This is a genomic window from Pseudomonas sp. AK-TSAG1-1, from assembly GCF_056821665.1.
In genome coordinates, this window is sequence record NZ_CM165965.1 from 4,398,054 (window position 1) to 4,412,812 (window position 14,759).

General features: G+C 56.1%; 13 protein-coding genes. 3 read left to right on the top strand and 10 right to left on the bottom strand.

Annotated elements, in window-relative coordinates; genetic code table 11:
* Positions 1-7: 7 nt before the first annotated feature.
* Positions 8-1,702 (bottom strand): potassium-transporting ATPase subunit KdpA, encoded by a 1,695-nt coding sequence (gene kdpA, locus AC1UK9_RS19780; protein WP_473013194.1) that lies wholly within the window; start codon positions 1,700-1,702, stop codon positions 8-10.
* 8 nt (positions 1,703-1,710) lie between these two features.
* Complete coding sequence (gene kdpF, locus AC1UK9_RS19785) at positions 1,711-1,800, bottom strand: K(+)-transporting ATPase subunit F (RefSeq protein ID WP_007963673.1); 90 nt, start codon at positions 1,798-1,800, stop codon at positions 1,711-1,713.
* Between the two features lie 399 nt (positions 1,801-2,199).
* On the opposite strand from kdpF, the gene eat reads away from it, so the two are divergent.
* From eat to AC1UK9_RS19800, 3 genes are all read left to right on the top strand, one after another.
* Positions 2,200-3,564, top strand: a complete 1,365-nt coding sequence (gene eat, locus AC1UK9_RS19790; RefSeq protein ID WP_473013195.1) for an ethanolamine permease — start codon at positions 2,200-2,202, stop codon at positions 3,562-3,564.
* Positions 3,565-3,691: 127 nt separating this feature from the next.
* Positions 3,692-3,859 (top strand): DUF2897 family protein, encoded by a 168-nt coding sequence (locus AC1UK9_RS19795; RefSeq protein WP_003226857.1) that lies wholly within the window; start codon positions 3,692-3,694, stop codon positions 3,857-3,859.
* A 181-nt stretch (positions 3,860-4,040) separates the two neighbouring features.
* Positions 4,041-4,595, top strand: coding sequence for a TetR/AcrR family transcriptional regulator (locus AC1UK9_RS19800; RefSeq protein ID WP_025113109.1), 555 nt, complete (start codon positions 4,041-4,043; stop codon positions 4,593-4,595).
* Here the strand turns inward: AC1UK9_RS19800 and fabF are convergent.
* The 8 genes from fabF to AC1UK9_RS19840 form a co-directional block, all read right to left on the bottom strand.
* Positions 4,592-5,866 (bottom strand): beta-ketoacyl-ACP synthase II, encoded by a 1,275-nt coding sequence (gene fabF, locus AC1UK9_RS19805; protein WP_482578335.1) that lies wholly within the window; start codon positions 5,864-5,866, stop codon positions 4,592-4,594. The genes AC1UK9_RS19800 and fabF overlap by 4 nt on opposite strands.
* Positions 5,867-5,883: 17 nt before the next feature.
* Positions 5,884-6,681, bottom strand: coding sequence for an SDR family NAD(P)-dependent oxidoreductase (locus tag AC1UK9_RS19810; RefSeq protein WP_473013198.1), 798 nt, complete (start codon positions 6,679-6,681; stop codon positions 5,884-5,886).
* Positions 6,682-6,890: 209 nt separating this feature from the next.
* Complete coding sequence (locus AC1UK9_RS19815) at positions 6,891-7,226, bottom strand: ComEA family DNA-binding protein (protein ID WP_482578336.1); 336 nt, start codon at positions 7,224-7,226, stop codon at positions 6,891-6,893.
* 113 nt (positions 7,227-7,339) lie between these two features.
* Positions 7,340-9,334 (bottom strand): polysaccharide biosynthesis protein, encoded by a 1,995-nt coding sequence (locus AC1UK9_RS19820; RefSeq protein WP_482578337.1) that lies wholly within the window; start codon positions 9,332-9,334, stop codon positions 7,340-7,342.
* Positions 9,335-9,427: 93 nt separating this feature from the next.
* Positions 9,428-10,459 (bottom strand): MraY family glycosyltransferase, encoded by a 1,032-nt coding sequence (locus AC1UK9_RS19825; RefSeq protein ID WP_473013201.1) that lies wholly within the window; start codon positions 10,457-10,459, stop codon positions 9,428-9,430.
* Positions 10,460-10,576: 117 nt separating this feature from the next.
* Positions 10,577-11,752, bottom strand: coding sequence for an acyltransferase family protein (locus AC1UK9_RS19830; protein ID WP_482578338.1), 1,176 nt, complete (start codon positions 11,750-11,752; stop codon positions 10,577-10,579).
* A 122-nt stretch (positions 11,753-11,874) separates the two neighbouring features.
* Positions 11,875-13,074 (bottom strand): glycosyltransferase family protein, encoded by a 1,200-nt coding sequence (locus AC1UK9_RS19835; protein ID WP_482580504.1) that lies wholly within the window; start codon positions 13,072-13,074, stop codon positions 11,875-11,877.
* A 68-nt stretch (positions 13,075-13,142) separates the two neighbouring features.
* Positions 13,143-14,759 (bottom strand): glycosyltransferase, encoded by a 1,617-nt coding sequence (locus AC1UK9_RS19840; RefSeq protein WP_473013203.1) that lies wholly within the window; start codon positions 14,757-14,759, stop codon positions 13,143-13,145.

Genomic DNA, 14,759 nt, shown 5'->3' on the forward strand with positions numbered 1-14,759 from the left:
TGAGTCCTCAGAAGCCCATGCTCAGATGTTCAGCGATTGGGCCCAACGCCAGGGTCGGCAGGAAGGTCAGGCCGCCCACCAGCAAAATGGTCACGGTCAACAAGGTCACGAACAGCGGGCCATGGGTCGGGAAGCTGTTCTGGCCGATCGGTGCGGTTTTCTTCATCGCCAGGCTACCGGCCAGTGCCAGCACCGGCAGGATGTAACCGAAGCGCCCGATCAACATGCCCAGACCGAGCATCAGGTTGTGGAACGGCGTGTTGGCACTCAGGCCACCGAAGGCCGAACCGTTGTTGGCGCTGGCCGAGGTGTAGGCGTACAGCAACTGGCTGAAACCGTGCGGGCCGGGGTTGCTGATGGTTGCCGCCGGGCCAGGCAGGGCCGCCGCGATGGCGCCGAGGACCAGCACGCCAACCGGCATCACCAGCAAGGTCACCACCAGCAATTGCACTTCCCGCGCCTGCAGTTTCTTGCCGAGGTATTCGGGGGTGCGGCCGATCATCAGGCCGGCGAGGAACACCGCGATGAGCACGTTGAGCAACATGCCGTAGAGCCCGGCACCGACGCCGCCGAAGATCACTTCGCCGACCATCATGTTGACCAGCGCGACCATGCCACTGAGCGGGTTGAGGCTGTCGTGCATGCCGTTGACCGAACCGTTCGACGCGGCGGTGGTGGTCACCGACCACAGCACGGTGGCGGTGGTGCCGAAGCGCGCTTCCTTGCCTTCCAGCGGTGCAGTCTGCTCGACGGCGACGTTGTTCAGCGCAGGGTTAGGCTGATATTCGGCCCACAGCGAAGTCGCGCCGCCGATCAGGAACAGTGCCAGCATGCAGGCGATGATCGCGCGGCTCTGACGCTGGTCCTTGACGTAATGGCCGAAGGTGAACACCAGCGCCACCGGGATCAGAATGATCGAAGTGACTTCGAACAGGTTGCTCCACGCGGTCGGGTTCTCGAACGGATGCGCCGAGTTGACGCCGAAGAAGCCACCGCCGTTGGTGCCCAGTTGCTTGATCGCAATCTGGCTGGCCGCCGGGCCGAGCGGGATCACTTGATCAACACCCTGCATCGTCACGGCATTGACGTATTGCGCGAAGGTTTGTGGCACGCCTTGCCACACCAGGTACAACGCCAGCAGCAGGCACAGTGGCAGCAAGCCGTAGAGGGTGGCGCGGGTCATGTCGACCCAGAAGTTGCCCAGGGTCTTGGTCGACTTGCGCCCGATGCCACGGCACAGCGCAACCAGCACGGCGAGGCCGGTGGCGGCGCTGACGAAGTTCTGCACGGTGAGACCGACCATCTGGCTCAGGTAGCTGAGGGTCGCTTCACCGCTGTAGGACTGCCAGTTGGTGTTGGTCATGAAACTGACCGCGGTGTTGAATGCCTGAGTCCACTCCTGGCCCGGCAGGTTTTGCGGGTTCAGCGGCAGGTGATCCTGAAACAACAGGATCGCGAACAGCAGCAGGAAACCGGCGAGGTTGAACGCCAGCAGCGCCAGCGTGTATTTCTGCCAGCTCTGTTCAGCCTGTGGATCAACCCCGGCAATGCGATAGCAGCCGCGCTCGACCGGGCCGAGAATCGGCGTCAGCCAGGTGCGCTGACCTTCCATCACTTTGTAGTAGAAGCGCCCGAGGAACGGCGCCGGCAGCAAGACCACCGCGAAAAACGCGAGGATCAGCCAATAGTCATAACTGTGCATAGCCGCTCCTAGTTCCGGTCCGCGCGCAACAGCGCAACCAACAGATAAATGAACAGCCCGGCTGCCAACAGCAGGGACACCCCGTCCAGAACGCTCATGGAAGATCTCCGTGTTACGGCGTATTGCCGCGTGTGGAGGCATTGTCGGAAAGGAGGCTGTAAAGGAACGAGACCGAGGGGTGTGGCGGGGCATAAAGAAAGCGTAAAGAGTGGGTTTATGCGGGTGTTACAGCAGGTTTTTGCGCCGTCAGGCCGGGCCTCTTCGCGAGCAGGCTCGCTCGCACAATTTGAAATGCATTCCCCTGGGGGAGCGAGCCTGCTCGCGAAGACGGCATAACCGTCAACATCGCACTCAACTGGCGCACAAAAAGCCGTTATTGCGCCGCGAACATCCCCGATACGACAGCTTTCAACTCATTACGACTTGTTTCACAGCAATGGCACGCCCACTGCACACGCCCTCCCCCGAGCTTTCCAAACCGTTCAGGGAGCATGCGCATGAACACACAACTCAAACCCACGCTGGGCACCCTGCACCTGTGGGGCATCGCCGTCGGGCTGGTGATTTCCGGCGAGTATTTCGGCTGGAGTTACGGCTGGGGCGTGGCCGGCACGCTGGGCTTTCTGGTGACCTCGTTCATGGTCGCCACCATGTACACCTGCTTCATCTTCAGCTTCACCGAACTGACTACGGCGATTCCTCACGCGGGCGGCCCGTTCGCCTACAGCCGGCGCGCGTTCGGTGAAAAAGGCGGACTGATCGCCGGGCTGGCGACGCTGATCGAATTCGTCTTCGCACCACCGGCTATTGCGCTGGCAATTGGTGCTTATCTGAATGTGCAATTTCCGGCGCTCGACCCGAAACACGCAGCGGTCGGTGCCTACGTTGTGTTCATGACCCTGAACATCCTCGGGGTGAAACTGGCGGCGACGTTCGAGCTGATCGTTTGCGTGCTGGCGGTGATCGAATTGCTGGTGTTCATGGGCGTGGTCGCGCCGGCGTTCAGCTTCAGCAGTTTTGCGCTCAATGGCTGGGCCGGTTCCGATGTGTTCGGTGCACCGGCGATTGCCGGGATGTTCGCCGCGATTCCGTTTGCGATCTGGTTTTTCCTCGCCATCGAAGGCGCGGCCATGGCAGCCGAAGAGGCCAAGGATCCCAAGCGCACGATCCCCAAGGCTTACATCAGCGGCATCCTGACGCTGGTGCTGCTGGCGATGGGCGTGATGTTTTTCGCGGGTGGTGTGGGTGACTGGCGCACGCTGGCAAACATCAACGACCCGTTGCCCCAAGCAATGAAAACCGTGGTCGGCGACAACTCCGGGTGGCTGCACATGCTGGTGTGGATCGGCCTGTTCGGTCTGGTGGCGAGTTTTCACGGGATCATCCTCGGCTACTCGCGACAGTTCTTCGCCCTTGCCCGCGCCGGATATTTGCCGGCCTCGCTGGCGAAACTGTCGCGCTTCCAGACCCCACACCGGGCGATCATCGCCGGCGGCATCATCGGCATTGCCGCGATCTACAGCGACGGACTGATCAACCTCGGCGGCATGACCCTCACCGCCGCGATGATCACCATGGCCGTGTTCGGCGCTATCGTGATGTACATCATGAGCATGCTCAGCCTGTTCAAACTGCGTAAGTGCGAACCGAATCTGGAGCGTACTTTCCGTGCGCCGTGCTATCCGTTGGTGCCGATGATTGCGCTGGTGCTGGCAGTGGTGTGCCTGGTCGCCATGGCCTGGTTCAACGCGCTGATCGGGCTGGTCTTTCTTGGCTTCATGGCGGTCGGCTTCGGCTACTTCCTGCTGACCGGTCAATTGCGTGCTGACGCCCCGGCGGATGCAATGCTGACGGGCCGTTGAGGGATTTCGGGTGCACCGGGCATAACCGGCCTAGAATGGAACCACTGCGAACTCACTTCGCTCAAAGTGGTATGCAGCGTCTGTGGTGAAACCCTCGCCCGTCGAGCTGCCATTAAGGAGAGCCGTTATGCCCTGGTATGCCTGGTTGATTCTGGTCGTTGCAATCGGCTCGATCGTTGGCGGATTGATGATGCTGCGCGACACCGCCAACAAGGTCGAACTGACCGATGAAGAACGTAAGCGCGTTGCGCAGCGCAACGCCGAAGCGGACATCAAGGACGCACAGGATCGTTGAATAAAAAACCCCGCCGGAACAGGCGGGGTTTGTTTTTGTACAGACTTTTACTGGCTGCGTATGTCCGGTAGTGCCCTCAAGGATCATATTGGACTGAGCGGCGCGCTATTAAGAAGTAGAAGTACAGTCACCATGTCATTTTCCTTGGTTAAGATGGCGGTCTTGTTGCGGAGAGTTCCACATGCGTTACTCGCAAGATCATAAAGCTCAGACCCATCAACGAATCATCAAGGAAGCTTCGGCGCGATTTCGCAAGGACGGCATCGGCGCCACCGGTCTGCAGCCGCTGATGAAAGCACTGGGGCTGACCCATGGCGGCTTTTACTCACACTTCAAATCCAAGGACGAACTGGTCGAAAAAGCCCTGCAGGAGGCGAGCGATCAGGTCGACGGTTTGTGCGCAGAGATCTTTGCCCAGGAAAACCCGCTGCACGCGTTTATCGACACCTACCTGTCCGAATGGCACCAGACCTCCCCGCACGAAGGCTGTCCGCTGCCGACGATCTCTTCAGAACTGGGCCTGCGCGGCCATCCGAGTCCGACCAGTGATGCCGTACTCATTGCCCGACTGAACCAGATCGAGAGCACCCTCAAAGACAACAGCGCCGACGAGGCCATCGTCATCATGTCGACGCTGGTCGGCGCGCTGTTGCTGTCACGCAGCGTCGCTGACGCCGAGTTTGCCCAACGCATCCTCGACGTCACTCGCGATCACCTCAAGCAATCACAGGACTAAGCCTGCCAACGCTTGAACAGCACACTGGCGTTCACCCCGCCAAAGCCGAAACCGTTGGACAGGGCATATTCGATCGGCATCGAACGCGCCTGACCATGGACGATGTCTACGCCCGCGCTCGCAGGATCGGGGTTATCGAAATTGAGCGTCGGCGGCACGATCTGATCGCGTATAGCCAACAGGGTGAAGATCGCTTCCAGCCCGCCCGCTGCCCCGAGCAAATGCCCAGTGGCTGACTTGGTCGAGGTCACGGCGATTTTATTCTCTGTGCCGAACAACCCCTTGATGGCTGCCAACTCGCCAAGATCGCCGACCGGCGTGGAGGTCGCATGTGCATTGAGATGCTGCACCTGATCGGGCGTGACACCGCCCTGCGCCAATGCCAGCGCCATGGCACGACGTGCCCCGCTACCGTCCTCCGGCCCGGCGGTGAGGTGATAGGCATCGGCGGTAGTGCCATAACCGACCAGCTCGGCCAAGGGCTGCGCTCCACGTGCCAGCGCATGCTCCAGCGATTCGATCACCAACAGGCCCGCGCCCTCGCCCATCACAAAGCCATCGCGCCCACTGTCGAACGGCCGTGAGGCGCGTTCGGGGGTGTCGTTGTAACCGCTGGACAGTGCTCGCGCCGCTGCAAAACCGGCCAGGCTGACCCGATCGATGCACGCCTCCGCCCCGCCGCACACCGCTATATCCGCCTCGCCTGCGCGAATCAGGCGGGCCGCATCGCCAATCGCCTGAACCCCGGCGGCACAAGCAGTTACCGGTGCCCCCAGTGCGCCTTTCAATCCGTGCTCGATCGACACGTGTCCAGCGGCAAGATTGACCAGAAACGATGGAATGGTGAACGGCGACAGACGACGCGGACCGCGACTGTCGGTGGTGCGCACCGCGTCAGCTATCGCACCGAATCCGCCCACACCGGAACCGATGATGGTCGCGGTGCGCACCTGATCCTTGTCCTCGGTCGGGTGCCAACCGGCCTGCGCCAACGCCTGCCGCGCCGCCTCCATGGCAAACAGGATGAAGCGATCCATCTTCTTCTGCTCTTTGGGTGGCGTGGCACGATCCGGATCGAAACCGGCCTCGGCATCCTCCGCCATTGCCGGTACTACGCCGCCGACGCGGGTCGGCAGATCAGCGATCACCGCGTCCGGTAAGTTACGCAGGCCGGAACGCCCGGCCAGCAAGCGCTGCCAGACAATCTCGACATCACTGCCCAAAGGAGAAACCAGCCCCATGCCGGTAACAACAATTCGACGTTGACTCATACCACAGTTACCTCTGATCAGTTCTTGTAGCGTTGGGCTGCCGAACTGCGCGACAGGTTCGGCGCCATGACATGCCGGGCACGAACAAAGGACTGCCATTCACCTTCGTCAGGCAGCGACGGGATGGTGATCAACTCGCCCTGATCCAGACCGGCCAGCGCCGCATCGACCATCTCACCCGCCTCCATCACCATCTCCGCCGGAATGCCACTGGCATCAATGCCCGAGCGCTCCCAGATTTCGGTGCGGGTAACGCCCGGTAATACCGCTTGTACCTTTACGCCGGTGCCTTCGAGTTCGGTGTTGAGCGACTGGGTCAGGCTTAACACGTAGGCTTTGCTGGCGCTGTAGGTCGCGTTGAAACGCTCGGGAAACAGCGCCACCACCGAGGCAATGTTGATGATCGTGCCACGACCAGCCTGAGTGAAACTGGCGGCAGCCGCCGCAGCCAACAGGGTCACGGCGGTGACGTTCAACTGGATCAGGCGCTCCAGTTGCTCGGCGTCAGCATCGGCCAACAGACCATTGGCTGCCACACCGGCGTTGTTCACCAACAGGCTGATGCTCGAATCACTGCGCAGGCGCTGCTGGAGTTTCAGCAGATCATCCTTTCGCGTCAGATCAGCTTTGAGCACTTCGACCTGAACACCATGGGCCTCGCGCAATTGGCTCGCGGCACTTTGCAGACGTTGCTGATCACGGGCCACCAGCAGCAGATCAAAGCCCCGCGCCGCCAGCCGCTGTGCGTAAACGGCACCGATACCGGACGATGCACCGGTGACAACAGCGGTACCTTGAGACTGAACCGAATTCATGAGGGTGCTCCTGAAACAGGGGGAACATTAACCTCCAACCCACCAGGTCTGGAGGTGACGGAAATTATTATAGGCATAATACCAAGACAATATGATACCCATAATTTTCAACTCACCGACAGACGCGTGAGCCTCCCTCCACCGAATTTCCGGCATCCGAAAACAGAAAGGCCGGTCAATGACCGGCCCCTTGGCGTTGAATAATCAGCTTAGTTCACTTCCAGCTTCTCGCGATTGCGATCGAGAATCGCCTTGCCGATGCCTTTGACTTCCAGCAGCTCATCCACCGACGCGAATGGCCCATTAGCATCACGGTACGCAACAATCGCTTTGGCCTTCGCCTCGCCTATCCCGGACAATTGCTTTTGCAGAGTTGCCGCATCTGCACCGTTGAGATCGACCTTTTCACTCGGGGACTGCGCCTGGGCATCAGTCACCATCGGCGCCTTTTCGGTGGAAGAAGTAACAGTAGGCGCTGCAATTACGGCAACTGAAGCACCGGTAAGCAGAGCAAAAACCAGAGAGTAGAAAAAACCGTTACGCATAAATGACGCTCCATGACATGGTTTGAGAAAGCAGCTTTTCCCAAGCTGCTCTTACAAACCTAGGCCATGGAGGACAGGTGTCAAAAATGCGTCTATTACAGGATGTGAAACAATCAGGGTTCGAGGCGGCGCTGCTGGTAAATCCAGTCGACGATTTCGCCGTCGGGGGTATAACCGCTGACGGTTTCGCGCAGGAGTTGGCGAACTCGGGAATAGTCGTCCCTATCTACCGCAGCGAGCAGATCGTTCAACTTGACCTTGAGTGCATCCCAAGGCAGATGGTCTTCATTGGCTGTCATGATCATCGGATGGGGCGTGGCCGCCACGTTATCGCCGATCAACAACTCCTCGTAGAGCTTTTCACCAGGTCGCAATCCGGTGAATTCGATTGAGATATCGCCCTGAGGATTGCGATCGGAACGAATGCTCAATCCCGACAAATGGATCATTTTCTCTGCCAGCTCGACGATTTTTACCGGCTCGCCCATATCAAGCACAAAGACATCGCCGCCCTGCCCCATCGAACCTGCCTGGATGACCAGTTGGGCCGCTTCGGGAATGGTCATGAAATAGCGGGTGATTTTCGGGTGCGTGACGGTCAGCGGGCCGCCGGACTTGATCTGGCTGTGAAACAGTGGAATCACTGACCCGGACGATCCCAATACATTGCCGAAGCGGACCATGGTGAAACGTGTCTTGTTGACCCGGGAAACGTTGGCTTTGTCGCCGAACAGGACCGGAGCAACCTCACGGCTCAATGCCTGCAGTGTCAGCTCGGCAAGTCGTTTGGTGCTGCCCATTACATTGGTTGGGCGAACGGCCTTGTCGGTCGAGATCAGTACGAAGTTCGACACACCGGACTGCAACGCGGCCTGGGCAGTGTTCAACGTACCAATGACATTGTTCAGCACGCCTTCGGCAATGTTGTGCTCAACCATTGGCACATGTTTATACGCAGCCGCGTGATAAACCGTATCAACCTTCCAGGTCTTCATCACATCAAGCAATTTGTCCTGATGGCGGATGGAGCCAAGGATGGGCAGCAAGCGCACAGAAATTGATTCACGGATGCAGCGCGGCTCCAGTTCGGAAAGAATGCTGTAAAGATTGAACTCACTGTGTTCGAACAGTAAAAGCGTGGTCGGGCCTAGCGAAAATATCTGCCTGCACAACTCGGCACCGATCGACCCCCCAGCCCCAGTGACCATGACAGTCTTGTCCTTGATACAGCGTTCAAGCAGGTCAGGCTGTGCTGGCACGGCATCGCGTCCCAGCAAGTCGGCAATGTCGACCTCCTGGATATCCTCGACCTTGACTCGGCCACTGGCCAGATCGGTGAAATTGGGTACGCTGCGAACATGGAGCGGGAAACCTTCCAGCATATTGAGGATTTCCCTGCGCCGAGCACGGGTCGACGATGGCAGCGCGAGAAGAATCTCCTGCGCACCCGTCATATCGATCATCTGCTGGATATGCTTGGGCTTGTAGACCTGAAGACCCGAAATGGAACGCTCGGCAATACCAGCATCATCATCAAGAAAAGCGACCGGACGCATGACGCGGCCCATGCGTAGTGCAGCCACCAATTGATTGCCGGCGACACCGGCACCGTAAATCGCAACCTTGGTAAGGCCGTCATCACGATTGGCAAAGGGGACATGCTGCGCTGCGGTAAACCAGTCGCCCATAAAGTACTGACGCATGAATAAGCGCAGACCGCCGATGATGACCAGGCTCAACCACCAATAATTGAAGATGATGGAACGCGGGACAACGGCTTCGTGATTGCTGTACCAGAACACCACGAGGGCCAGGATCAACGACGAAAGGCTCACGGCCTTGACGATAGCGATCAAGGCATCGTTGCCAAAGTAGCGCATGACTGCCCGATACATGCCAAAACGCACAAAGAGCGGAATCGCGATCAGCGGCGCTGATACGAACAGCCAAAAATGCGCCCTGAGAGGGTTGTACATATCGTCGACACCAAGGCGCACAATGAAGGCCAGCCAAAGCGCCAACCAAACGAGTACGACATCGGTGGCTACCTGAATCAGCCTTTTCTTGCGGCGAGGTAACCCAAGTAACAAAGCCCGAAATCTATCCATAATGCTTTCGTTCTCATCAACTTTCGATACTAAGTCCACGACTCAGGCAATATCCCTGAAGAATACAGCACCCGTCAGCCGGATGCGCCATTGTCATGGTCCTTGAGTGGCGCCTTCCAGTGCACCGGCGTGATATTTAATAGCCAGCAGTACCAGTGGAACATAAGCCAACACCACGCCGGCCAGCCCCGGAAAATCAAGCCGCACAACGCAGAATGCAATGGGCAGCAACCAGAAAAGATTAATCAATCCTACGCACAGCGTAACCGGCAGATGTTTACCCACCTGACGAGAGGCAAACTGATAAGCATGCGAACGATGAGCCTCATACACTTTGTCGCCCCGCAGCAAACGCCTCAAAAGAGTAAATGTCGCGTCAACGATAAACACCCCCATCAGGATCAACCACGGCCAGATTAACTCGGGTTGCTTGAATGCGGCCTGAAGCGAGAGTCCGGCCAACACAACGCCGAGGAAGCCACTGCCAGCATCACCCATGAATATCTTCGCAGGTGGGAAATTCAAAATCAGAAAGCCGGCAACACAGGTGGCAAGTAACAGCGGTGCCAGGATCAGCTCGAAATGCTGCGTGATGCTGTACAGCACAACCATCCCCAGACAGGTTGTCACCGCTTCGACTGCGGCGATTCCATCGATGCCATCCATGAAGTTGTAGAGATTCAGCATCCAGACCAGATAGACGGCAGACAGCACCAGCCCGATCACGCCCATATCGAGCGCAAAACCCGCCATCGTGATCGTTGGAAATGGACCGAGTGGAGCAATGACCAAAACGGCTGCTGTGAAGTGTCCGATCAGGCGCCAACGCGCAGCTATATGGCGATGGTCATCGATAAAGCCAATTATTGCGACGAGCGCCCCTGCTCCCGCGCTACTCATAAGCGTCGAACTATCGACCTTTGAGAAAAACCACGCAAGTGTCAGAAATACAAGATACGTCAATACAAACGCCACACCACCACCACGTGGAGTCGGTACTGAGTGGGAACTACGCGAATTGGGGACATCCAGAAGTTTTCGGTGCAGCGCGTAATGACGCAAGTAAAGTGTCAGTGCAAACGACATGACCAGGATCAACAGCATCCACAAAAAATAATAATCCATCACAATCCGTCACCCTGTAATTCTCGTCGACCAAGGACACCGTGTTTCGCAGTAATTGTGACTTCGCTGATATGTGCAAAGAAAACAGTTACTGGAAACACATTTATCTTTAGCCCCCTATACAGCGGCTTTTTCCACTTGCGGCACAGACTCCTGAACCGACACTTTCTTAGTCGAACGGGCATATTTCTGCATCAGTGGACGCTCAAAGAAATGCCAGGACACGGACGCCAGCGTAATGGTCAACACCAGAGCCAACACTACAATTTGTTCAAAGCTCAGCCAATTCAGACGCTTGAGCGAAAGCAGCACAGGAAGATGCCAGAGGTAGATGCCGAAGGAGATCTCTCCCAGATAAGTGAGCGGCCACAACAGGCGCTTGACCTGGACGCTTGGGGTAATCACGCAGGCAGCAAAAATGATCATGCCAAATGATACTGCAATGAAGGTTCGGAACAACACGACCATCACCGGGATGTCCCAGAAACTGGCGTGTTTCCAATAGATGGAAAGCATCAAATAAAACACTGCGGCGGCGACGGCACATACGCCCAGCGCAACAGGCAGCTTCTGACAGTAGTCAAAAATCCTGTGCCCCAAGTCACTGCGAAACAACTTTGCCATCACAATACCGATGGCGAATTCATCCAGCATCCCCGGCAACTGTGTCGAGACCAGAAAGATCTTGAAGGGTCCCATTGCATCAGGCTCGACAAACCAGACCGTCCCCAACCGCCACGCCCAGGCCACCATCAAAAACGCAAACAGCACTTTCCAGATGCGAGCGACGTACAGCCACGGGGAAACCACCACCATCAGTGCGTAAAACTGCATCTCGGTCCCCAGCGACCAGTTGCTGCCGTTTATTGCACCGTGAAAGGCGGGAAAGAGGTTATGCAGGAAAAACAAATGCGTAAGCAGATTTGCCCAAAATCCCTGAAACATGAGCTCAGGCATAATGAAAGCGATGAAAACAAGCATGGTCAGGTAATGAAGTGGCACGATCCGGGCGATACGACGCCGGATGAAGTCCGCGCGAAACCCTTGCGGACCGAACTTATCAATGCCTGAAAACGCTGCGAGGCCGATCACCAGACCCGAAATTACAAAAAAAAGGTCAACTCCCATCCAGCCAATTCGAAACCAGCTCAAAATACCCTCAGCTGGAAACGCCTTCCATGAGAAGTGTTCGATGATGTGATAAATCACTACAGATATAGCTGCAAATCCCCTTAACAAATCGATCAAGGGAAAGTGCAAAGATCGACGCTGCTGTAAAATTTCCGTAGTCATAATCGCAATATCAAGCCAGTGTGAGTCGAACTACCCTGTGCGTCTGACTTCATTCCATTCTCAGGACACAGGACAATAAAAAAATCGGCCAGCCCGCATGACGGGCTAGCCGATGTGCAACATTAACCCAAGAGCTTATTCTTCAAACCCCGAAGACCCTGGTTGCGCAGGACTTCCCAGCCCTTCTTGGCCATCTCGCCACCGGTTCTCGGATTCATGATGGATTGCTTCAGCAGGCCACCCAGGCGCGACCAGTCCACGGTTTCCATACCACCACGAAAACCTGGGGTCAGCACTCGCGAGAACTCGAGCAACGCTGCCGCTTCTTGCTTCTTGTCGTGGAACTGCGGGTATTCGACCTTACCCTGAGTTTCCCACCAAGCCTTGTAACCGGTGGCATCGAACGGTTCCGGGAACGCACGCTGCAAGTCGATACGCTCACGATAAACAGCGCGGGCGCCCTTGCTGATCGGAGTGCCATCAGAGTATTGACCGTAGGCCCACACTTCTTTGGCAAGCGGATCTTCCGCCAGCTTCTTGGTTTCATCGTCGTACCAGTTAACCAGCTTGCTGACTGCCGAGTTGGTACCGCCATTTTTCGCTGCCATGACGCGGTGAGCACCGCTGTCAAAACCGGTGAAGTGATAAAAGCCCAAAGGCTCGCCGTTCACCAGGTAAGTCCCGTTGTCATCAATAGTGATTTCACGGGTGGTCAGGTTCCATGGTGCGACGTTATGGCGAGGTGTGCGCATGATCGCGACACCTTCAAACAGCGCAGGTACCAAGTCGATCCACTTCTGGTCGGTGAACAGGCCATTCGGGATATCGGCACGGCAGAAGTGATAAATCCGCTCACCCCACCAGTTGGCGAAGGCTTTACCGGTATCTGTTGCTGCAACGGCGGCGAAGCCCAGGTTGTAGACACCGTGCTTCAGGCTGCAGATTTCGTTGTCCATCACCGCGGCAAGGCTGGACTCAGGTGTAATCTGGTGTGGCGTCAACACGACATTGGACTCATCGAGTGCAGCAACGATGTCATCCAGGCGCGAGAAGGCAACGGTGTCCGGATCCAGATAGATAACTTTGGCGGTATCCGGCAACGCGAGCAGTCGTGACAACGTGAATGGCTTGATGGCCGTGGCGAGCTCAACGATGGTGTGGCAGAACGCCCAGGCTTTCCAGTGTGGAATATTCAATTCGCTGAGGGGAATAACCTCGTCGAAAGGCTCGCTGCTCAGGTCAATATTGTCACGCAACTCATCAGCCAGAGCCAAATGCAGGCGCCATTCTGGATGGTGCTCACGCAGCGAATTGAACAACATCCTCACTTTTGGAATGTAGTTGAATGCCGCGCTGGTGAAAACGTGCACTTGAGTCATTTCCAATACTCCTAAACCGAATAAATTCTTTTATGAAACATTACCAGCTCACTCAGAACTGACGGCACGTCGAAGTTCTTGAGTATGAGCGCTTTTTGATAGCTGGCAAGACGTTCTGCGGGTGCCCCTAGATCAAAACTGGCTACGGGCAATTTCATTTCCATCAACTCTTGGACGACGTAAGAGAACGTTTCTGGCCAAATGGACGGGAACAGCATGACATTCACGCCCGAAGATTCGATCAATTTTGCCAGATCGTCATGCTTGTAGTGGCCGGTTTGTGTAACCACCGACGCATCACACTGCGTCTCGATCGAACCGATGATGACAATCTTGATGTCAAGCTGCTGACTCATGATCTCTTCAGACAAACGCTGGACAATCTGAGCCCCTTTATGGAGCCCGATCTGCCCCACCACCCCGATTCTGAGTTCGGAGGTCTGGGAAGGTTTCACTGCGCCAAAATCGATGTATTCAACCACATGCGGCTTGACCACGGCGCGCGACAAATCAATAGATGGATAAGCCTTGCACAGCAGTTCCAGCGTGTTGGTGGAGAAGGTACGCACCTCATCCGCAACACTGAGGACAGTTCCCCACAGCGCTCGCCACTGATGCATATCTCGAGCACTGAACAGCGAAGTAAAACCGTTGTGGTTATTCAACAAGCACGACTGGCACTTGCTAAGGTCGGGGATACCACAATACTTGTTGGTGTCATCAATCAGGAAGTGTGAAGGACACACCATGAAAAAATCGTGGACCAGCAACAACAACTTTGAATTGAGCTCTTTTTTCAGTTCAATAATAAGTTGTGGGATCTCTTCCGAGCGTGCAAATGAAACGCCCGTATTGTAGACGATCTCGTCAATCTTCAGCGACTTGCACAGCTCGATCAGAAACTCGTAGCCGGGAATCGACAATGTCTCACTCGTCGCGCCTTTCCTGACCATGAGGACATAAGACAATGTGGCAATATGGAAGCTGAAAATATAAACAACTTTCCCTTCCTGAATTTTTTCTGCGACCAGGCGTTCGCGATAATGGTTGGCACCGCCACCCAGATCATGATCAATAATCAGGACCGAGGATTGCGAGCCCGTAACACCCAACTGATCGCGTGCGTTCGACACATCATTTAACGAACCCGAAGGACGGTTACGAGTATATCGCTGGATTTTCTCGACCAACAATTTAAACTTCAACTGCCTGATCAACGACAAGCCACGTTTGAAAAACGCCCAAAACTGTTTCGCCAATGGCAACGCATTGGCTGACGTTTTCTCTAAAGAAATTAGCGAGGAAACCGAGACAGGAAGTTCTACCGAAGTACCATCGGCAAACTCAATCAAAAGAAATAAGTTATCACCACTTTCGGCATCGGTTTTACAACTACCATACATTACAAAACCGGAATGCAAGGCATTTTGCTTGCCGGAAAAATGAGAGGAGACATCTTCCCTCGGATTCCCGTAGCTAGCTGGAATTGCTTGAAAAGAGCCATTTTTGGTCTTGACCGCCAGTTTAACGCCTACGATCACCTTCTCTTCGTGAAAAGCCCAGCCAAATCCAAAATAAGTCTGGTTCCGCAGTACTAACGAATCAACGGACCAATGTAGCTTTTCCAC